The sequence below is a fragment of the Dehalobacter sp. DCM genome, from assembly GCF_024972775.1.
In the GTDB taxonomy this organism is placed as follows: Bacteria; Bacillota; Desulfitobacteriia; order Desulfitobacteriales; family Syntrophobotulaceae; genus Dehalobacter.
In genome coordinates this window covers 1,951,643-1,972,902 of the sequence record NZ_CP092282.1, presented here as the reverse complement: position 1 = coordinate 1,972,902, position 21,260 = coordinate 1,951,643, and the positions used below count along the sequence as shown (strand labels likewise).

17 protein-coding genes are annotated in these 21,260 nt (G+C 43.7%); 3 read left to right on the top strand and 14 right to left on the bottom strand.

The genetic code is table 11. The features are described 5' to 3' along the window. Positions 1-108: 108 nt before the first annotated feature. Positions 109-1,029 carry a LysR family transcriptional regulator gene (locus tag LPY66_RS09205; protein ID WP_337987778.1) on the bottom strand — a complete coding sequence of 307 codons (921 nt, stop codon included), beginning with the start codon at positions 1,027-1,029 and terminating at the stop codon, positions 109-111. A gap of 221 nt (positions 1,030-1,250) precedes the next feature. Next, positions 1,251-2,120 (bottom strand): LysR family transcriptional regulator, encoded by an 870-nt coding sequence (locus LPY66_RS09200; RefSeq protein WP_337987777.1) that lies wholly within the window; start codon positions 2,118-2,120, stop codon positions 1,251-1,253. A gap of 310 nt (positions 2,121-2,430) precedes the next feature. On the opposite strand from LPY66_RS09200, the gene LPY66_RS09195 reads away from it, so the two are divergent. The 3 genes from LPY66_RS09195 to LPY66_RS09185 all read left to right on the top strand — a co-directional run bounded on the left by LPY66_RS09195 (position 2,431) and on the right by LPY66_RS09185 (position 6,163). Then, a complete protein-coding gene (locus LPY66_RS09195; RefSeq protein WP_337987776.1) occupies positions 2,431-4,362 on the top strand; it encodes an oxidoreductase in 1,932 nt (643 codons plus the stop codon). A 61-nt stretch (positions 4,363-4,423) separates the two neighbouring features. After that, positions 4,424-4,825: an ester cyclase gene (locus tag LPY66_RS09190; RefSeq protein WP_337987775.1), complete on the top strand. Its 402-nt coding sequence runs from the start codon at positions 4,424-4,426 to the stop codon at positions 4,823-4,825. Positions 4,826-4,960: 135 nt separating this feature from the next. Then, positions 4,961-6,163, top strand: coding sequence for an MFS transporter (locus tag LPY66_RS09185; RefSeq protein WP_337987774.1), 1,203 nt, complete (start codon positions 4,961-4,963; stop codon positions 6,161-6,163). A gap of 122 nt (positions 6,164-6,285) precedes the next feature. Here LPY66_RS09185 and LPY66_RS09180 read toward each other — a convergent pair whose 3' ends face one another. The 12 genes from LPY66_RS09180 to LPY66_RS09125 all read right to left on the bottom strand — a co-directional run bounded on the left by LPY66_RS09180 (position 6,286) and on the right by LPY66_RS09125 (position 20,934). Beyond that, on the bottom strand, positions 6,286-7,083 hold the full coding sequence (locus tag LPY66_RS09180) for an N-acyl homoserine lactonase family protein (protein ID WP_337987773.1): 798 nt from the start codon (positions 7,081-7,083) through the stop codon (positions 6,286-6,288). A 6-nt stretch (positions 7,084-7,089) separates the two neighbouring features. Beyond that, positions 7,090-8,268, bottom strand: coding sequence for an MFS transporter (locus LPY66_RS09175; RefSeq protein ID WP_337987772.1), 1,179 nt, complete (start codon positions 8,266-8,268; stop codon positions 7,090-7,092). Positions 8,269-8,500: 232 nt separating this feature from the next. Next, a complete protein-coding gene (locus LPY66_RS09170; RefSeq protein WP_337987771.1) occupies positions 8,501-9,703 on the bottom strand; it encodes an MFS transporter in 1,203 nt (400 codons plus the stop codon). Between the two features lie 457 nt (positions 9,704-10,160). After that, a complete protein-coding gene (gene fdhD, locus LPY66_RS09165; RefSeq protein ID WP_337987770.1) occupies positions 10,161-10,934 on the bottom strand; it encodes a formate dehydrogenase accessory sulfurtransferase FdhD in 774 nt (257 codons plus the stop codon). A gap of 110 nt (positions 10,935-11,044) precedes the next feature. Beyond that, positions 11,045-11,332, bottom strand: coding sequence for a putative quinol monooxygenase (locus LPY66_RS09160; protein ID WP_337987769.1), 288 nt, complete (start codon positions 11,330-11,332; stop codon positions 11,045-11,047). A 106-nt stretch (positions 11,333-11,438) separates the two neighbouring features. After that, positions 11,439-13,490 (bottom strand): aldehyde ferredoxin oxidoreductase N-terminal domain-containing protein, encoded by a 2,052-nt coding sequence (locus tag LPY66_RS09155; protein WP_337987768.1) that lies wholly within the window; start codon positions 13,488-13,490, stop codon positions 11,439-11,441. Positions 13,491-13,558: 68 nt separating this feature from the next. After that, positions 13,559-14,047, bottom strand: coding sequence for a 4Fe-4S dicluster domain-containing protein (locus LPY66_RS09150; protein WP_337987767.1), 489 nt, complete (start codon positions 14,045-14,047; stop codon positions 13,559-13,561). A 233-nt stretch (positions 14,048-14,280) separates the two neighbouring features. Beyond that, complete coding sequence (locus LPY66_RS09145; RefSeq protein WP_337987766.1) at positions 14,281-15,108, bottom strand: SDR family NAD(P)-dependent oxidoreductase; 828 nt, start codon at positions 15,106-15,108, stop codon at positions 14,281-14,283. 482 nt (positions 15,109-15,590) lie between these two features. Next, the gene (locus LPY66_RS09140) at positions 15,591-15,929 is read right to left on the bottom strand and encodes a 4Fe-4S dicluster domain-containing protein (RefSeq protein ID WP_337987765.1); all 339 of its coding nucleotides are present in this window, start codon (positions 15,927-15,929) and stop codon (positions 15,591-15,593) included. Position 15,930: 1 nt separating this feature from the next. Continuing rightward, complete coding sequence (locus LPY66_RS09135) at positions 15,931-18,231, bottom strand: molybdopterin-dependent oxidoreductase (RefSeq protein WP_443112468.1); 2,301 nt, start codon at positions 18,229-18,231, stop codon at positions 15,931-15,933. A 41-nt stretch (positions 18,232-18,272) separates the two neighbouring features. Then, positions 18,273-18,617, bottom strand: coding sequence for an oxidoreductase (locus tag LPY66_RS09130; protein ID WP_337987763.1), 345 nt, complete (start codon positions 18,615-18,617; stop codon positions 18,273-18,275). Beyond that, positions 18,604-20,934: a molybdopterin-dependent oxidoreductase gene (locus LPY66_RS09125; protein WP_337987762.1), complete on the bottom strand. Its 2,331-nt coding sequence runs from the start codon at positions 20,932-20,934 to the stop codon at positions 18,604-18,606. The genes LPY66_RS09130 and LPY66_RS09125 overlap by 14 nt, the downstream gene beginning before the upstream one ends. Positions 20,935-21,260: the final 326 nt, after the last annotated feature.

The window sequence follows — 21,260 nt, the reverse complement described above, 5'->3', positions numbered from 1 at the left end:
AAGCTATTATCATTATAAAATTTATTTCATATTTTGAATAACATACAAATTAAAATAACCTCATAAGGTTTTCCTTATGAGGTTAATCTATTCCTGGGTTAATTTCCGTCAGCATGGTTCTTTCCTATCGGCGGATTGTCCGAGTTGTTGGAAGTATGTTTTCGCCTTCTCAATAAACAACGGAATCAGATCGTTTTTATTGCTCCGCATCCACGAGATAACATACTCATTGGTATCTCGGCTGCCTTTGAGTCTAACCGTTTTGCAATGCCTGGGATTGTATTGAAACAGTAATTCGGGAACAAAAGCGACACCTTGGTTCATCTCAACATACATCAGCAGTGTTTCCGCTGATTCTACAAGCTCCAGAATCGGTTCATAACCATCCATTCTTCGCGCCTGCATCATATGTTCGAAGTTAGCCGGCCCGTAATCCTTCGAAACCATGATAATTTTCTCATGGGCGACCTCGATGGGATTGATACAATCTAACTGAGCGAAGCGATGGTAACGGGATACCAGCAAAACGACCTCTGATTCAATCAGCTTCTCAACCATAATTTCGGTTTCACTCAACAAATCATAGGCAAAGTTAAACGAAACATCTACCAGATTGCGTTTTAATTTATTTTTTATACCGTAAAAAGTATCCTTATCCAGTTTAATTTGAACCCCAGGATATTGCTGATTGAATTCTGCTGCAATCTCTGGAAGAAATACACTGTCTCCCGGTCCGGTTACCCCTACGCGAATAATCTTCATCTTCCCTTTGGCTACTTCAGTGGCATGTCGGATGGCATGATTATAATGGAAAACAATATGGCTGCAGTCATCATAAAATGCCTTCCCTGCTTGGGTCAGGCTGATTTCATTCTTTTCTCTGATAAATAACGGAAAACCAAGTTCCTTTTCCATTGACGCAATTTGCAGGCTTACAGCCGTCTGGGACACATAGTTTTTCTGGGCAGCTTTAGTGAAACTCCCTAATTCAGCAACATCAATAAATATTTTCAGATTATGAAAGTTCACGACGACTCCCCCAAAATAATCATTCCGTATACACATTAAGTATAAAATAAGTTGTAAACTCCCGCCATTATGACAAATTTTTCTCTTGATTCCGGTTTTCTGGGTTAGTGCCACTTGGCGATTTTGTACGGATTGTCATTTAGGTTCTTTAAGTTATTAGGATCATATTACATCCGTATGTTGGAGTGTTTTCTGCATTTTGTGGCTTTTGAAGCACAACTCTACCATTTTGAAAAGCAATCAATATAACAACGAACAATATCATTAGTATATGTATTCTGTTTTGTAACAAGGCAAATTTCCCAAGACCAATCCTCGTCAAAAGCTTTTACAATTTTTATACCAGGGATATTGTATGGGATTGGACCAACATAAAATCCGATCCCAACATTATTCCTGCATAATTTATTAATTAGGTCCATTTCTATTATCGAAAGATGAATATTAGGTTCAAAACCAGCTTTTCGGCATTTCTGAATAAAAGTATCGTGACCTTTAGTATCTTTGCCAAAAGCTATAAATCTTTCATTTCTAATTTCTCCAAAACTCAAGTGCGTTTTCTCGGATAGTGGATTTTTTTCACTGATCATAAATGCGGTTTGTTCTTTGTGAGAAGCATGAACATTGAATTTGTTTAAATCGATAGGGGAAACACAAAAGCCTATATCTATTTTTTCATTATATACTTCCTCTTCGCAAACTTTATCAGGATATTCATTAATTTTCAGAAGAACATTAGGATACTTTTGTACAAAATTTTCTATAAGGTGTTGAGGGATCATGTTTAAAACACCATAGGAAAATCCTATCTTTAGTTCTCCTTCTTTTCTTTCTTTAAATATCTTTATATCTTTCTTTATATTATCGTGATGCAGTAAAAAATCCTGAGCCCTTTTTAACAAAAATTCACCATACTCAGTAAGTTGCAAGCTAGCAGAAGTCCGGTAGAATAGCAATACCTGGAGCTCTTCTTCTAACTTATTAATAATTCTACTTAATCCCTGCTGCGAAATATAGAGTTTGTTAGCGGCTTTGGAAATACTTTTGTATTTGCATACCGCAATAAAGTATTCTAATTCTTTGATCTCCATCTACTCTACCTCTTTATTATTACTAATGATTTAAATCTAAGTAACTATAATTGGTACCTTCCTAAAAGCCCAAGCTTTGTAATTAAAATAGTATGGTTATCTTTAAAGATCTTAAACGAACTATATATACTTATTTTTTTATTATAGCATCTTTATATCAGATGATTTCGAAATAGTCACAATACTTTGTCACAACTCTACACATTTTTACTGTTTCAGAAATTGATCAACTTGAAACTATAATGAGTTAGAAGTTACGATGGGCCCAAATTGTTACTTCGTATTCCATTCTTTATTAGGGAGGAAAATTATGTCCAGTAAATACCCACATTTATTTGAAGCTATTAAGGTCGGCAAATTAACCCTCAAAAATCGTATAACCAATGCCCCAATTTATAACTTTTTAGCTTCCTATGATAATCACATTACAAGAGAGGGAATAGAATTTTCAAAGCCTGTTGGTAAAGGCGGTGCAGCAACTGTCACTTTGGGCAGTGGTTTTATTAATGAGGTATTGCCATCGGTAGCTCACCACATCATTGGGATGAGTGATGATTCTATCGTAACCTATCTGTCAGAATGGTGTGAAGCTGTAAAACGCTATGGTTCGAAAGCGTGTATTGAATTAGTGCCTATCGCTCCATATTTTGGGACTCATGAAGTAGAAAGTTCCGTAGGAATTCCGATGGAAATTGATTGCAATGTTTTGACAACAGAAGAAATTCAAGGGTTTGTCAGGGACTATGCAAAAGGCGCACGCCATGTTCTGCAAGCTGGTGGAGATATGATTTTGATCCATGGTGGACATTGCCAATTACCTTCTCTACTATTTTCTAAAGTTTTTAACAAGCGAACTGATCAATACGGTCCTCAATCATTTGAGAATAGATGCCGTTTTGCAGTGGAACTTCTTGACGCCATCCGTGCTGAAGTTGGAGATAAGTTAGCAATAGAGTACCGTATAAGCGCTATTGATATGGTCCCAGGTTCACCAGAGATTGAAGAGGTTATTGAGTTTGCAAAAGTAATCCAGGATAGAATTGACATATTACATGTTTCCAGGGGTGCTCTAGCAATTAATAAATTAACACCCTTCATTTTTCCAACTATCTATATGCCGCACGGTCTTAATATCCAATATGCTGCTAAATTCAAACATGCTTTAAATATTCCGGTAAGTACTGTAGGTGCTATCACTTTGGAACAGGCCGAAGAAGCAATTGCTGCAGGTAAAGTAGATTTAATTGCTTTATGCCGCCAGCTTATTGCGGATCCGGAAAGCGTCAATAAAGCAGAGAGAAACCAAGAGGATGAGATACGACCATGTGTGCGCTGTAATAGCTGTATTAGCAGAAGCCATTTTGGATTGAAACCACCAAGGTGTGCAGTTAATCCAGTATTTGGGCGTGAATTGGATTATATGTTCTACCCAAGTATAAAAACAAAGAAAAAAGTAGTTATTGTTGGTGGGGGTCCTGGCGGATTAGAAGCTGCAAGAATAGCCGCAGAACGTGGCCACGAGGTTGTATTGTTTGAAAAGGATTCCCATTTGGGGGGAGTTTTGCGAGGCGCCACAATAGCTCCATTTAAAGCGGATTTAAAGAATTATCTTGATTGGTCCATACGTATGACCAGCCGCAATAAGAACATTACAATTAAGCTTTCAACTGAAGCAACGTCAGAAGTAATTGCCAAAGAAGCTGCAGATGCATTAATTTTAGCCATTGGTGGCACCCCTATTATTCCTAATCTAACATGTAATGATGTGTCCAAGGTTGTTTGGGTAGGAGATGTTGACTGCGGCAAAGCACAAGTTGGCAATAATGTCTTGATTGTAGGTGCAGGTTTGACTGGTTGTGAAACGGCTTTAAGATTTCTGCAATTAGGGAAAAAGGTAACTTTAATTGATGCAATGCCTAAAGAACAGATAGCTTTAGGAACTTCTCCCATCAATTCCTATGCTATATTCCATATGTTAGATGAATATGATTACGAACTAAAAACTGAAACAAAACTAATTGACGTAACACAAGATTGTGTCATCGTAACTAAGGACGGTAAAGAAGAAAAACTGTTCTTTGACACAGTCGTCCTTGCCATGGGAAATAAAGTTGATATGGAGATGGTCAATCATTTAAAAGCCTCTGTACCGGAGTATTATATCGTTGGAGACTGTAACGGTAATCAAGGTTCTCTATTGAATGCTATAAGCAGTGCTTTTGATGCCGCTATGGCTATATAAAACAAAATATGAGAATCCCTCCTAACAAGAAAATTCGTTACGAGTGAGGTGAAATTAAACATTGAAAAGTAACAAAGAAATTATTGAAACGCTTATTGCTACCGTTTTTAATGACCACAATCTGAGTATACTTGATGAAATAATGCATAATGACTATATCCAGCATAACGCTGATGTCGCTCAAGGACTGGTAGGATTTAAAGCCTTCTTTGAACAAACATTTAACTCTATACCTGACTTTAAATATACCACTAAAAAGATTATTGCTGACGGCGATATTGTTATGACCTGGAATACAAATACTGGGACTCATACAGGCGGCGATTGGATAGGACAGCCTGCATCAGGGAATAAGATCTGTTTTGATGTTGTGGATATTTTCCGTATTCAGGATGGATTAATTGCTGAGCATTGGGATGTAGCAGACACCTATCTCTTATTTAAACAAATAGGAAGAATCTAAATTATTTTGGGATGTGATAAAACAGTGAGAAATGTTGTGGTGAAATATAGAGCACCAAAAAATCAATTAAAATAATGTAGTTAATGAGAAGGAAATGGAAATAACATCCATATATAGTAAAAGGGAGGATTAATAATGACTAAAAAGACTGTTAATATGACCCTTGTTACAATTGCTATTTTGTCTCTAGGCTTGCAGGATATTGGTTCTGGCGCTGCTTCACCGGCTTTGGCAGATATCATGAAAGCCTTCCCTAGTGTTGATCCGACTGTTATTATGAATATTGCTTCTCTTCCGGCGCTTATTCCTGTTTTTGTTGCACCTCTTTATAGTAAATTAGTCCAATACATGAGAAAAAGAACTCTTATGTTTATCGGACTTAGCTTATTTATTGTTGGTGGCGTACTCCCAGCCTTTCTAAATAGTATCCCTTTAATTTTAGTTTGCCGTGCCTTGCTAGGTGCCGGTGTTGGTATAACTTTACCTTTGTCTCTAGGACTTGTATCAGATTACTTTGATGGTGAAAAAAGAGACAATCTTATGGGATATCACGTTACTCTAGCAAGTTTGGGCGGTATGTTTTTCCAATTTGTTGGCGGTTATTTAGCAACTTTTAATTGGCACTATTGTTTCTATGCTTACTTCTTCCCAATATGGATAATTGTCTTCACATTTTTCTTTTTGCCCGAACCTCAAAAGAAGCAAGAACAGTCTATCAAAGATGAGCAGGAGACTATGAGTGTAAGTAAAAAATTGTCATCAAAAGTCTATATAACATGTGCTAGCTTCTTAATTTTCAACCTAATCAATTTTGCAATGGTAACAAACTTGGCTGTTGTGATAGTTGGCGGAAACTTAGGTGATGCCAACAACGCAGGAATCGCGTTTACTTTGTATACAGCCGGTAGTGTATTTGGGGCATTCATATTTGGTAGAGTCAAGAAAAAAATTAAGGGATATATTCTGTCATATGCTTATTCAATATGCGCAGTCGGATTTTTCTTAGTCTTTTTCTCAACAAGCATAACAATGATATATGTAGCAATTATAGTTGCTGGAGTTGGTTTAGGTTCAATGATGCCTTCATATTACTCAAGACTTCCCGAAATTGCGCCACCTGCGAGACTTGCAGTTGCAAACGCTATTCTGATAAGTTGTCAGGGTATCGGCAATTTTGTACAACCTTTTATTTATTCATTTATTCTTAAGGTAGCAGACTTACCTATAGGTAGGCCTCCAATTGCAATAACAGCAGGATTATTTGTCGTCTTTGCTATCGGTTTTCTAATTTCAAATATTATGACTAAAAATAAACCTGTAGGTTTAGAAACCTTATAAACACAAAAGACTGTATAACCTCTACCTTATTAAATGTGAGCTATCTTAAAACTGTTAACCTGGATAGTATCCAGTTCTAAGATAGCTCCAGAAATGAAAGAAAACATAGGTTAGACTGAGTATTATTCATAGTAATTCGGTGCTTTCTTCATTGTTTGGAAAAACTCCCAATCATGAGGGAACATCACTCGGGCCTTATATTTTTGTGCTAAATCGCGGACTTTTTCTACAGAATGGCTATAGTCCGTTTTATCATATGCCAATCCCGGTTCCTGGGCGGGCGGACCATAAACCCGGCGATCATTAATAGCATCCTGGGGAAAAACCAACGTCCCCTCTTTGGGCAGGTGCACGATCAATCCTAATAATCCCGGCGTATGCCCTGGTAATGTCACAAGCTCAATCCCCGGCAGCAGTTCTATATCATGATCAATTAAATGATACTGTTTAACCGGTACTTCCAATGAGGCTTTAACGTAGAGACCATGAGCTGCAGGATCTTTGCAAGCGTGAACACTCATCAGAGCATGAATAAAATCCTCACGCGGAACATAAATATCCGCATGTTCGAAAAGGTACAGGTTCCCGGTATGATCCGGATGCAGATGGGAAAGGACGACTGTTTTGATATCTTCTACTTTCGTCCCTGTCAAAGCAAGCTGATGAGTCAAGAGGTTTGATTCATCATAACCATAGCGGGTCTTACTGGTAAGGTTCTTACACCAATAGCCATGCATTGCATCAGGATGGCACCCCAAGTCATAGATGATCTTCCCGGCAGGATGGTCGATTAAGACAGCATAGATCGGTATTCTGTTCCATTTTGCCGATACATTATCACTACCCGTTTCATTCAAATTGTCATAGATTTCGTTTTCATTTCCGTCAATCCAGCCATTGTTCAATACATAGAGTTTCATGACATTTTACTCCTTCATTAAATTATGTATTTCCTTTACGGTGCCCTGTTTTCTTAACTGAAACAGGATAAAGAAGATTCCGCCCACCGCCAGCAGAATTGCTGCGATTAAGATCGGAAACCAGACGTTGTTCTGTTTGGTAACCGATTGCACGATATTAACAAAAAACGGAGAAAAGAACATACCGCCGTTTAATAATGCAGTCAGGATGCCGGAGGCAATGCCAACGACAGCCGGCGGAGCGATTATGCCGATTTCGATCGTAATCGCCGGTAATATGGTTGTAAAACCCATACCGGTAAGTATGGCACCCAGCGTCAACAAAATAATGTTTCCGGAAAAATCCGCGATCCCGACCCCTGCAGCAACGAGGAGGATCCCGAGTGCGATTGTAAACCGGGATACGAATTGATAGACCTTACTAAAAGCCATTCCTGCCATCATCCCGCCGAAGGTGATCATGGCCAAGACAAAACCTGCGACAGCCGGTGTCCCTAATTGGCGATCGGCGATGATCGACGATATGTTCAGTACCATCGTATAATCCAGCATGACAACGACACCAAACAGTAACGTATAACCATAAACTGCTTTCGGCAGTCTGACTTTTTCCCTGCTCCGGCGGTTATCCTTCTTCGGTTCCGGTAAGTAAAACAAGACAAAGAAGAGCGGTACGATGGCGACAAGATGGACAAGAAAGGTATAACGCCAGCCGATCGCGCATAGAATTCCGCCCAGCAGTTGCATGACGATTCCTCCAATCATCATGAAAACATTGCCAAGCCCCAGCAAACTAACTTGTGCTTTATCTCGATATAACTTGAGCACCAACGCATTGCCCATCGGGGAGATCATTCCGATGCCAATGCCAAATACAGCTCTTGATAACAGGATTGAAGTGAAATCTTTCAAAAAGTACGGAAAAATACCGCCGATAATAAATAAGACAATTCCCGCAACGATCAAAGATTTATATTTGATTATTGTCCCGGCTAATGCTCCCGCAATAATAGCGGTGGGTATCAATATGAGGCAGGGCAATGTCTGGGATAGCAAAATTGTACTGAACGGCACCCCCGGAAAAGCGATCGACATACTCTGCATCGCCGGGATCAACAGGGCTGGCGCCATAATTAAAAAAAAGATAGAAAGAATAGACACGTTCATCTGATGTTGATTATTCAAAAGGTTTCCTCCCTAATAAAATCTTAAGTTAATTGTTTGCATCATGACTGCGAATCGAAAAAATAGCAGCACCCGCATTTTACTCCTGCCCAACGGTAATTGATGCAAAAGGCGTGTGCTGCTATAAGGGAGAGCAATGAATATTTAGGTTAATAATCAGAATTCAAAGGCATTTCAAGTACTTGTATGTTATTTTATGGCTTACCTTATAACTTAAAATTTTGTCTTACGATTATTTAGCGGCTACATTCTCTGTTGACACATTTTTCGTCGGCGTTACTTTGTTGACAACCACCATAATTACGCCTAAGACGATAAAGGCGATTGCAGATAAAAGGAATGTCGGTCTGCCAATGGCAAAAGGCCCGAAGAACTTAAAAATAAACGGTTGAACGAAGCCACCGATACCCATCGCTGCATAACAGAGAGCGATGGCTGCTGCGCCGGCCGAATAAGGAACAAGTTGGGTGACCTTGGTGATGGTGACCGGTACTTGTGCCCCCAAGCTGAGACCGAATAACACGATCCCGAGTGAGAACATCGACAAGGAATGAGTCACATACATCAGATACAGTCCGGCTGCACCAAGGACATACGAGATCCAGTAAAAGTTGAACTTGATTTTCTTATAGACAATACCAAAGGTGACGGAGACCAGGAAGGAAGAAGCTGTGATCAGGGAGAAAACTCCGCCGATTTGGGCCGGTGTTGCCATTCCGTCCATGATCAAAACCATCGCTCCATTGGTGGGAATGACAAACCAGAAAAAGAAATAGAGCGCAAAGACGAAAGCGACCAAATAGGCCGGTCCCGTCAGCCGCGCGCGTTGTTTAATGTCCGTGATCCCCTCTTGGGCAGCAATTTTAGCCTTACGGTCAGGCTCTTTTAAGAAGATGATCGCAATCGTGAGGAAGATTATAGCAACGAAATAAGCCAAGAAGGTGTAATCCCAACGGATACCGGCAAGATATCCACCCAACATTTGGAACATGACACCACTGATACCGACGATCGCAGAAACAAAACCCTGCATTGTATTACGTTCATCGCCTTCAAAGTAGTCAATTACCAAGTCCGTGGACAAGGTCATGCAGAAACCGCAGCCGAATCCGGTGATCGCCCGGAAAAGTAAGATAATCCAGATACTGCTGTGCAGAAAGAACGGGCCTACGCCGCCAATGACAAAGGTTACAGCACCCCAATACAAAATAGTCCGTTTTCTGACGCCTAAGTCAACCAATTTAGCATATAAAAGCGGGGTGAGTGCGAGTAAGAGAGATGGTACGGTGGCAATTGCTTGAACCAAGTACGCAGGAACATCCGGCATAGCGGCCATAATTGTGCCGATCGCGGGCGATGTGGCACCATTGCCGGAATCTTGCATAGCAATACAGACAATGGCGAGTTTTAGAATGTTCTTGTTAGTTTCTTTCATCCCTACACCTCTTTTAAAATTTTACTCAGATATGACATTAGTACCGAAAAGAGCCTTATTAACTTACCAATGTAATTTTAAACAAATATCTCGATTTTCCCATACCTCACAGAGGTCCTTAAAAAATACTACCCTCCTTTCACCTTCAAACTTAATTGCAACGTGAAATCCTTAACATATCGGACAGATCTATTAGTCAAATATGCATGGACTATGCCAACAGTATTTTCTTTCTTAAGAATGAGAAGATGCGCATTCTTAACCTATTTAGGTTCTGTATGGCTGATGGTGACGTTTTTGTTTTTTGAATTTTCCAATGAGAATCACGATGTTTCATTGGCTGTATGCAACACTATTTCGTTTTTCGAAATATTCGAATCGATTCACATATCACATGGGATCTGCATAAAATAATAATTATTAACTCACGACTGGGACATCTCTTAGCGATGGTAGTCTAGTCACCATCTTTAAAATGATCCGCGTTTGCATAGGCAATGAATTGATCTTTTTGGACATATCCGGCTAAACCTATTCCGGTTTTTCGCGCAAGATCGACAGCTTTTGTCGTCGGTGAAGAAAGCGATGCCATGATGGGTATGCCCATGTTCGATGCTTTAAGAATCATTTCCGATGAAATTCTGCCGGTGGTGAGCATTAATTTTCCCTGAAGCGAGATCTTTTTCATGAGTGCCTCACCCATCACTTTATCCATGGTATTATGACGTCCGACATCTTCGGCCTGAATCACAATCCCCTGATCATCACAGACGGCACTGGCATGGATTCCGCCGCTCCGCTTATAATGCACCGCGTTATTTTTCATCTCTTCCATCAAGAAACAGAGCCGTTCAGGATGAATATTCAGAAACATTTCTATGTCCTTCCGCATCTTTTCCTGGCTGAAAATAATGCCGCCCCCAAATCCCGGTGTCAGAATCAGTTTATGGGGCTTCGGGAACTGTTCCTTCGTCAGCATCACGCAGGCAACACAGTTTACTGTATCTACCTCCAATGATTTAATCTCATCGATAGACGTGATAACTCCCTCATTATAGAGAAATCCGATTGTCAGTTGCTCCATATTATCCGGACTACAAACAATCGAAATCAACTCCTTGCTGTTCACCACGATTGTCAGGAGTATTTCAGCAGGCGGACAAACGGTATAGACCTCCCATTTGCCACCACGATATTTGCAGAATGCGCGTGCATTTATGCTGGATGACATTGAATCAATCACCTTCTGATTTTTGACATCTTCAAGTGAAATCTACTTTACTCATAAGACAAAGTAGATTTCACTTATGATTTTGAATATAACGTACAAGCAATGATTTACTAGGCAAGAACGCGACAGGCATAGGCCTGAGGTACACCGGCTACGGCCGGATCCATTGTTTCACCGAATTTTTGGCAGGCTGCGCCATTCACATGGACTAAAAAGTCTGATTCGTTCTCCCAGCCTTCTACAAAAATCACGGTATCTGCAGCTTCGACAGGCTGAAGCAGGTTATAAAAAATATTGCCGGGTTCTTTTCTCGTTGCTTCAGCTGCTATATTAGCAGCTTTGATAATGGAATCAAGGGCTCCCTCCTTGATCTTGACGACCAAAATATGTTGAAACATCGCCGTAACCTCCCTTATCGTTTTTTTACACATTACCGGATAACCTAGAGTATGTTCCTAACGTCAGTGGATCATGAGATTAATAGAAATCTTTCACAGGGATTAACTAAACCGGCAGCTTATTCAAATCCCCCATCGCCTCTGCGACATAGCCAAGACCGTATTTTTCCCATGTTTCACGCGTTGGCCAGCCCGTTTTCAAGTCCCAGCCGCGCTCGACATAGTACAGGTCTACCAGGCTGTTAAAATCTTCCCAAGATACAGTTTGATCTTTGGCATCCGGGATCTGAACAATATGGAAAACTTCATTGACCTCCTGCTCCCGGCACCGTCCGGATTCACGCATGAGGATTGCGCGCCAGAGCAGCATGGAGCGTTCCGCCAGGTCTTTGGTCATTTCTTCGGTCCATGGGTCTCCGGTTGCCGCTTCCAACATCTCGGCCTCCATGGTCGTCCAGTACATATTCGGCAATTGGAAATCACAACACATGACCGTATCCTTCAGCTCGGCACTGTTTTCATTCATGACGATGGATTTCGCCGTCAGTGGATTGGTGCAGATGTTATCCTTCACTGCTTTAAACCACTCGATGGTATCCTTGTGATGAGTAATTGTCTGAGCATCGCGGGTGCGGGTCATCAATTCGATCGTGATTGGCAGCCAGACAGCGATATCATTCGCACCCTGGAATCCACGGCCGGACCAATGGAATGCGTGCCCCCAGGCTGCTTCATTACTGATAGGTATATCAATGTATTTATTTGCCATGTTAGAATAGCGGCCATGGAAAATCGTATCGCCAAACTTTTCTTTCCCCAGTTTCCGGATGGCCCGCGCCATGCCTTCAGCCAGCAGATTACCGTAGTACCCCTTACGGAACGTCATCATGTCTAGGATATGATAGATAAACTCGGTGGAATTCAAATCAATGTCCATCCCGAAGTCAATATCGTCAAAAACGCCCTCTTTTTTACCCATAGCCAACCATGGGAACAGCCAGATCACTACATCCCATTTGTCAATCCCGTACTGATTGCACATGTCCATCATCACATTGCCTTTATGCCAGTCCGGATCCCAATGGTTTACCGTATCACCGGGCCGCATTTCATACAGGAACTGCCAATCCGGATCATCCGTGTTCGGCGGCGGGAATTCACCTGACATCATCTTACAGGACGGGAAGAAGTTTTTCTTAGTCCAGATGGACATGGCGGGAATCCAGAGCATATCATCGACAAAGTGGGTTGAATACTTCCCGACACATTTTTCAACACGGTTCATCGGTTCGTCAGAAAAAGCGCCCTTGACACCAACATACATGGAATTACAGTGCTGGTTGCAGCCATGCGAGCAGGCAACGTAAGCCTGACCGTATCCTTCCGGGATATCGGCTTTGTTGGCACCGTCACCAAAGGAATATTCCGTAACGACGGGCTTCAAATGATAACCCGGATAACCCATAGTTTTTTGCAGCTGCAAAACTTTTTCAACATTTCCGGGTATAATGGAACCGGTACCACGGCAAGTGACCGCTTTCAGGTTCTTTGAACCAAATACCGCGCCAAACCCAGCTTTAGCGGCTGCATTGTCATTGCATGTGGTGATGCTGGCTATCCGGACCAAGTTCTCACCAGCCGGTCCGATAACAACGCTCTGGGCTTTGTGACCATGAATTTTTTCTAATAGTAACTGCGTTTCGTGTACCTTTCGGCCCCAAAGATTGCGTGCCGATTTGAATTCGATTTTTCCGTCTTCCATGTAAAGGTAAGTCGGCTCCTCGGCTCGGCCTTCAATGATAAAACCATCCCAGCCGGCAAACTTTAGCTCAGCGCCGAAAAATCCGCCCAGACCACTCCAGCAATACTGCTCCGGCAAGGCATTGGGAGAGATACTGGTAAAAACACTTCTGCCGCCCGTCGGTATCCCCGTTGCTGATGTCGGACCTGTCATAAAAATTATAATATTTTCCGCGTCAAATGCTTTCGCTCCGACTTTTGCCTCATCGTAAAAGATTTTATTTGCCATACAGCGGCCGCCAACATAATCCGGCAAATAGTTGGAAGTTGGAATTTCGGTTACGGTGCAGGTAGTCAGGTTGATGCGCGCAATCTTACCGGCATATCCGAAAAGATTGCCTTTCGTATCCTTTGCCATGCTTTATCCTCCTTATAAAGGTGTCTCATCGTTGTTCGATCTTTATCAACGGAACCTCTCTTATCGCTTTAATGTGGCCCTTCAGCTCCTGTAGATGCTGGCGGGGCCGGTACAGGCTGATCAGAAAGTCCGATACAACGTACCTGACAGTACTCGATGCAAGCAGGACCTTCCGCACGGTCGCGGCACAGATCGCATTTCAGCGCTTTCTTGGTTTCTTTATTATAGTTGATCCGTTTCGGATCAAACGGGCAGGCTTTAATACACTGTTTACAGCCGATACAGTTCTCCTGGTTAATATAGATAACTCCATTTTCATCAATACACATGGCTTGGTCTTTTCGCCGGCAGGCATTGTAGCAGGGAGTATCTTCGCACTGCTGACAAGCAGCGACACGGTGAATCATGCCAATCGTATCCCTGTTCAGAAAAATCCGGTTGTGGGACGGACCGGATTGGCCATCATGAATTAAAGCACATACGACCTCACAAACGGCACAGCCGGCACAGAGCGAGACATCTGCGGGGTATTGAACGATATGGACGCCTTTTTTCAATTTATTCTCCATAATTTTCCGTTCGCATTCACCTTCTGATTATGAGGTAAAATACGAGCTCCCTCCCTAATTTATGGTTTTAATGACATAATCTATGGAAAAATAGTCTTATCGCCTAGGTAAAACTTGGCTGCCGCCAACTTTTTGGCGGCAGCCCCAGTTGCACTTAAATATATCAGAAAGTGACTTATTTTTTTGATATACCAAAACGGCTAAAATATGCCGTTATAAAGCTATTTATGAGGAGTAATACCTGCCATGGCTTGCAGGGTGAAAGATTGTCCGTGCGCATAAACATACCCCATACCGCCGGCTACATACAAGCAGAGACCGGTTACATAGGATGATAGTTCCGAAGCAAAGAACAAGGCGATACCGGCAATGTCCTCTGCCGTACCGGTCCGCCCTAAAGGAACCTCCGTTTTGGCGATATTATTGAGCATTTGGGTACGTTCGTCACCTGCTGCCATCAGTTCATCCCAGAAAGGAGTAACAATCGGACCCGGTTTAACACAATTGACACGGATCCCCAATGGAGCAACCTCCATGGCCAGATTCACTGTCAGTGATTCACAGGCGGCTTTGGCCATATGATAATCATAAGCCGGTACCGTGGGGTTAAATGCACCATTGGAAGAGCAGATAATAATTTTCCCTGATTTGCGCTCTTTCATATACGGTACAACCGCAAAGACGGTATTGTACGTGCCGGTCATATTCACATTCATCGTGATCTGATAACGTTCCTCATCAGACATTTTCTCGTTATCGAAAGTTCTCCCGGCATAAGCGGCTAAAATATCGATTTTGCCAAATTCCTGAATCGTTGCTTTCACCACGGCGTCTACCGTCTCTTTTTTCGAAACATCCATCTGTGTATAAAAACGGGCATTACCGCCTGCCGTCATGATCTCCTCAACGACACGTTTTGCATTTTCTACGTTATAATCCCCGATAATGACAGTCGCACCTTCACTGGCATACAATTTTGCGGTGGCTTCACCCATTCCACTGGCTCCGCCAGTAATCAAAGCTACTTGCCCTTTAAGCATGTCTTTCATTATAAAACCCTCTTTTCAAAAAGTATTTAGCACAGTCATAGGCTCACGATAGCGATACAGAATACAGTTCAAAAATTATTTATTCCGGTGGTGTATTCCTTTGACACGGCATAAGAATATTGTCCTTCGCCTTGATAGTATGTTTTAAACAAGGATTAGCGCAAAACAGTCCGCTGTACGAACATAAAACAGTTTGCGATGTTTCCTCTCTTTTGGGTAAAATCGTTCCGCATTTCAGACACTTCTCGCTTTTCGATATTTCAGGAAAATTATATTTTTGGCAAACAGGGCACTGGATAGGTCTCTTGATTGGAGGCTTGCACCTACCGCAGTATGGATTACAGGCCCAACACCCCATGACCGTTTCTCCTTCTTACAATACAAACGTTTACATTCTATTCTATTTCATATACCTTTTGGCATGAGGGTGAGGGATGGCCTCAAATAGTGCCATCCTCCACCTGTATTGTCGTTATTGGTTTTTATTTACTATACATAACGGTTTTTGGTTTTTCATTCATCTTCTTGCTGAGTTCCTGGAGCGTACCGTACTCGATAACTCCGGCCTGGCAATGGTGGACACAGGTCGGCTTTCTGCCTTCCTTGACTCTGTCCGCACAGAGGTTGCAGAGTGATGTCGGAACCGGCAAGAAGTTGTATTCCCATTTGCCGTTCTCTAACTTGCGCGGGCCATCCTGATAGACTTTAAGTCCCCACTGACCCACTACTAAATTCAATTCCTTTTTGCAGGCAACCTCACAGGCGTGGCAGCCGGTGCAAAACTCATAATCAATTAACAGCCCATAACGATCACTTGACATTCTAGAATCCTCCTTTGCGTGTGACGACTAAGCTGGGAAGGTCAAGGCTATTCTCTTCCGTGGCTTTGTAAACCTTACAGATCGTGTTGGCATATGGCGCACCATAGCCTGTCGGACCGTTTTGGCATTGTTCCGTCAGATTATTGGAATTGGAATCGAACACACCAAACAAGGCCGGTTCAGAACCTTCCATTTCCGGGAACCACCAGCCATGTTCGGCACGGATAACTTTGCGGCTGAGGGCCGGATCGAGATGGGCTCTTTGCCGGCAGCGGCCGTTATGGTTTTCAAGCCAGCACCAATCGCCTTCCTGAATTCCCATCTCAGCAGCGATTTCGCTATTGATATCAAAGAGCGGATCCGGATGGAATTCCCGCATGGTTTTGAGTTGTCGGTGTTCGGAGTGGAAGAATTCCAGTGACCGGGCACCCGTTGTTAAGATAAACGGATATTCTTTGGATTTCAGCGGCGTAGAAACAGGACTATACGGAGGCTCTTCAAAATATGGCAGCGGATCTAAGCCCCACTCCGCAAAGAGTGTGCTATATAATTCCAGTTTGCCGGTCGGGGTATTGAAACCGGTCTCACCGTCGAAGCGCAGGAGTCCCTTCTCGTATTTCTTATACTCGTACTTTTGATAGTCCGTAACCTTTTGCTGTAAGGTTTGGAAATCCTCTTTGTATGTGGCGCTGCGGCTGAACATCCAGTTAATTAAATCGATATCCGTTTCCCACGGGAAGTTTTGCGGTGCCAGACGTTTACCGACTTCCAGCACGATCTGTTCATCCGATTTGCACTCGTAGTACTGAACGATTTTTGAGGTGGAACGGAGCGGATGCCACCAGGTCTTATAGCCGTTTCTTTCCGGACTCATCCCGGCGGGCAGTACTAAATCTGCACATGCGACTGCGGTCGGCGTCATATAAAGATCCACGACGACATTAAAATCGGTCGTACGGATTGCTTTATACAAGCGCGGCGCGTCGGCACCCATATTGGCGATAGGGTTGCTGGTTTGGATCCACAGCATTTTAACCGGGTAAGGTTTGCCGGTTTCCAGCGCCACCAGCACGGAATCCGCATGGGCTGTCGGCCCAACTCCCATTCTCTTCAGGGGATATTTCTCGTCGCCCAACCGTTTCGCCCGCATTTCCGGGGATAAGAATTCTTCATAGCCTGTTCCGTAAGACGACAGGATATCATAGGCGTCCCGGATATAGATATTACTGCCGGGGATATCGATAAATCCGCAAATCGCACCGATAGTTGCGATGGCCTGTGCTGCCGGTACCCCCGCCACGGACTGGTCTACCTTTAGCCCCCACTGAATAGCGCCGGGTTTGGCTTGGGCAAAGAAACGGGCCGCTTCTTCAATTTGTTCTTTCGGAACCCAGGTGATTTCCGCAACTTTGTCAACCGGATATTGCCGGACTCTTTCCGCCAGTTCTTCAAAACCATAAGTCCATTTTTCCACAAACTCTTGGTCGTAGAGATTTTCATTGATAATTACGTTCAGCATTCCCAACCCAAGAGCTGCGTCTGTTCCAGGTCTGAGCTGGAGCCAATATTCTGCCCTGCCAGCCAGCCAAGTCAGCTTCGGATCGACGACGATTAATCTCGTTCCACGTTTCATAAGTTCGACGATCCAGTGTCCGAGAAAGTCATCACTGTTACTGTGAATCGGGTTATTGCCCCAAATCAGAATGACTTCGGGAACCTTGTATTCCGGGTTATCATAACGATCTTCATGGAACTGTGAGCAGTCGCAGACTGAGAAGTCCCCATGCGTAACCGCGATAAAAGCGGCCCGCGGGGAGAAACAGGAATCGCCGCTTAAGAACGAATAACCAAAGTTCGGGCTGCCGAATCCGGCGTAGGTTAAGAGCGGGACTTGCCAGCAAATATTCCTTCCGGTTCCAACCATACCGCAGATGGATTCTGGACCGTATTCCTTCTGGATTTTACGGACGTTCGCTTCAATAATATCGAGCGCTTCGTTCCAGCTGATCCGCTGCCATTTATTCTCGCCACGTTCACCGATTCGTTTCAGCGGCCATTTCAAACGGTCTTTATGTTCCAAGGATTCCGTGAGATTCAGACAGCGCATGCAGAGTCGGCCCTGATTGTAGGGGCTGTTTGGGTCTCCTTCAATTTTGACAATTTTATTATCCTTTGTGTAATAAAGCAGACCGCAGCCGTTGTGGCAGCCTGGGCCGGACCACTGCATCGACCGGGTTACCGTAAGGTCTCCCTCCTGCCACTGCCATTCTTTACGGTAAAGTTCATCATAAGTTGACATCATTCTACCTCCGTTTTACAAATTAAATAACTGAATACGTGTGATCATTGGGGGGCAAAAAGTACCATATGCGGTTTGGCGTTTGCTTTTGCGGTCAGTTCCTCAATGGTCCCATAGTGCATGATTCCCGGCGAGCAATGGTGAACGCAGGAAGGCAGTTTGCCGACTTTGACTCTGTCCTCACATAAATTGCAGAGTGATGTCGGGAACGGGACAAAGGTGTACTCCCACTTGCCATTTTCTAATTTACGGGGTCCCTCCTGGTGAACTTTAATTCCAAACTGGCCTGTAGGAAGATCTAACGCTTGTTTGCAGGCTACTTCGCAGGTGTGACACCCGGTGCAAAAATCTAAATCGATAAGCAATCCATAGCGATTATAATTTGACATAACCAAATCCTCCTTGCTGAGTAACCACTGTCGTCGGCATGACTTTACTGTTTTCTTCCGTTACTTTATAAATTTTGCAAATCTGGTTCTTATACGGCGCGCCGTATCCGGTAGGACCGTTTTTATCCTGCTGGGTCAGGTTGTTGATGTTGGAATCAAACACCCCGAATAAACTGGGTTCTGCCGCATCCTTTTCCGGGAACCACCAACCGTGTTCAGCCCGGACAACCTTGGGATGAAGATAATTGACAATTTTGGCTTTTTGTTTACAGCGGCCCCGCATATTTTCGATCCAGACCCAGTCGCCGTTTTGAATACCCAATTCTTCCGCCGTCTCATTGTTGATTTCAACAAGCGGGTCCGGATGGAATTCCCGCATCGTTTTTAACTGACGGTGTTCGGAGTGGAAGAATTCATAGGAGCGAGCCCCTGTGGTAAGAACGAGCGGGTATTGTTTGAATAGTTCCGGTGTGGAATACGGACTTTCGGGTGGTTCCTGATACCACGGAAGCGGGTCATAGCCCCATGCTTCAAAGTAGGTGGAGTATAGCTCGATCTTTCCTGTACCGGTATTGAATCCGGGCTGGCCGTCATAGCGCAGGAGTCCCTTTTCATATTTCTTGTATTCAAACGTAGGATAGGCGTAGACTTTTTTCTCGAGTTCCTCAAAGGTGATGTCAATGCCTGTGCACTCATGTTGGAAAATATGGTTGCTCCAACCACGGTCATCATCCCATGGGAAATTCTCCGGTTTCAGACGCTTGCCGAGTTCGGTGACGATCGTATCGTCGGACTTACATTCGTAATATTGTGTTACCTTGGTCATGGTCCGCATCGGGGTCCACCAGACACGCTGCGTATCGCGTTCCGCACTCATGGCGCAAGGCAGGACCACATCGGCAAACGCAACGGCTGTCGGTGTCATGAAGAGGTCGGCGACGACAACAAAATCGACTGATTTGATCGCCGCATAGACCCTGGGAGCCTCCGCCGCCATATTGGCAATCGGATTGGTGCTTTGAAACCAAAGCATCCTGACCGGATACGGCTTGCCGGACTCGATGGCTTTAAGCACGGAATCGCCGTGAGCTGTCGAGCTGAAGCCCGCTGCGGCTTTCATCGGATAATCCAGAGATCCTAAGCGTTTAGCTATCATTTCTTCGGACAAGGTTTCATGCAAACCGTAATTATAGGCTACAACCTGATCAAACGCATTGCGGATAATGATATTGCCGCCGGGGATATCGACATTGCCGGTGATCGACCAGAGCGCATTGATGGATTGGGCTGTAGAGATCCCGAGGATGGATTGATCCACAGCGAGACCCCACTGGACAGCTGCCGGCTTGGCTTGGGCATACATCCGTGCCGCTTCCTCAATGATATTCTGTGGTACCCAAGTAATTTCAGCGACCTTTTCCGCAGGGAACTCTGCTGCTCTTTCTGCTAATTGTTCGAACCCGAAACACCATTTTTCTACAAATTCATGGTCATAAAGATCTTCTTGGATAATGACATTGAGCATAGAAAGGGCTAGCGCAGCATCTGTACCAGGCCGGAGCTGCAGCCAATATTCCGCTCTGGATGCCAGCCAGGTCAAGGCCGGGTCAACGACGATCAATTTGGAGCCTTTCTCCATACATTCGACGATCCAGTGGCCGAAGAAACCGTCGGCGTTGGAAACGATGGTGTTGTTGCCCCAGACTAAAAATACTTCCGGTACTCTCCACTCCGGATTATCATAGCGATCTTCAAATTGCTGCGAGCAGTCTGCGATCAGAAAATCGCCGTTCATGGTGGCCATTTGCGCCGATCTAGGCATAAAGCAGGAATCTCCGCTTAAGAAGCCCAGGCAGAAGTTCGGACTGCCAAAGGCAGCATAGGTCAGATACGGTGTCTGCCAGCAGCAGTTACGCCCTGTACCGATCATGCCAACAATGCTTTCCGCACCATAATCCTGCCAAATAGCGCGTACTTTTTCTTCAATAATGTCATAGGCTTCATCCCAGGATATCCGCTGCCATTTATTTTCACCGCGTTTACCGATCCGTTTCATGGGGTATTTTAAACGGTCCAGATGATTGACGGCTTCCGGCATCGCCAGACAGCGCATGCACAATCTGCCCTGGTTGAACGGGTTATTCGGGTCGCCTTCCACTTTAACGAGCTTATCGTCCTTGGTGTAGTAAACAACACCGCAGCCGTCATGGCAGCCCGGGCCGGACCAGGTGGATGTCCGTGTTACGGTGTACTCGCCGTCTTTCCATTGAAATTGGTCTTTGCGGCTGTCATAGTATTCCGATCTGTTGTGATACACTATTTTTTCCCTCCTGCTACTATTTCTTAACCTGCAAGGATCGCTGATCACAGGTTCCTGCAGAGGTAATATTGCAAAAACTATACCAACCCCAGAAAACAAGAAGAAAAGGCGTTTTTTACGCCTTTTCTTAAAATAACTCTGCCGCTATCCATTTACTTTTGCTATGAGAATATTGCGAATAATCCCCCTCCGAAGCTAAATGCAAAACTATTTTAATTTTCGAAATATCCTTGTCCAAAACTCTGAATATATATTCACTTATTTCGCACTTAAAAAAAACATGGATTACGAAATTTCACCGGTTCAGGATAGCTGACATAGGA

Excerpts from the sequence above, each read along its gene's own strand:
- LPY66_RS09185 (WP_337987774.1), top strand. The coding sequence starts at position 4,961 with ATGACTAAAAAGACTGTTAATATGACCCTTGTTACAATTGCTATTTTG.
- LPY66_RS09200 (WP_337987777.1), bottom strand. The coding sequence starts at position 2,120 with ATGGAGATCAAAGAATTAGAATACTTTATTGCGGTATGCAAATACAAA.
- LPY66_RS09195 (WP_337987776.1), top strand. The coding sequence starts at position 2,431 with ATGTCCAGTAAATACCCACATTTATTTGAAGCTATTAAGGTCGGCAAA.
- LPY66_RS09145 (WP_337987766.1), bottom strand. The coding sequence starts at position 15,108 with ATGAAAGACATGCTTAAAGGGCAAGTAGCTTTGATTACTGGCGGAGCC.
- LPY66_RS09135 (WP_443112468.1), bottom strand. The coding sequence starts at position 18,231 with ATGATGTCAACTTATGATGAACTTTACCGTAAAGAATGGCAGTGGCAG.
- LPY66_RS09130 (WP_337987763.1), bottom strand. The coding sequence starts at position 18,617 with ATGTCAAATTATAATCGCTATGGATTGCTTATCGATTTAGATTTTTGC.
- LPY66_RS09160 (WP_337987769.1), bottom strand. The coding sequence starts at position 11,332 with ATGTTTCAACATATTTTGGTCGTCAAGATCAAGGAGGGAGCCCTTGAT.
- fdhD (WP_337987770.1), bottom strand. The coding sequence starts at position 10,934 with ATGTCATCCAGCATAAATGCACGCGCATTCTGCAAATATCGTGGTGGC.
- LPY66_RS09170 (WP_337987771.1), bottom strand. The coding sequence starts at position 9,703 with ATGAAAGAAACTAACAAGAACATTCTAAAACTCGCCATTGTCTGTATT.
- LPY66_RS09180 (WP_337987773.1), bottom strand. The coding sequence starts at position 7,083 with ATGAAACTCTATGTATTGAACAATGGCTGGATTGACGGAAATGAAAAC.
- LPY66_RS09155 (WP_337987768.1), bottom strand. The coding sequence starts at position 13,490 with ATGGCAAAGGATACGAAAGGCAATCTTTTCGGATATGCCGGTAAGATT.
- LPY66_RS09140 (WP_337987765.1), bottom strand. The coding sequence starts at position 15,929 with ATGTCAAGTGATCGTTATGGGCTGTTAATTGATTATGAGTTTTGCACC.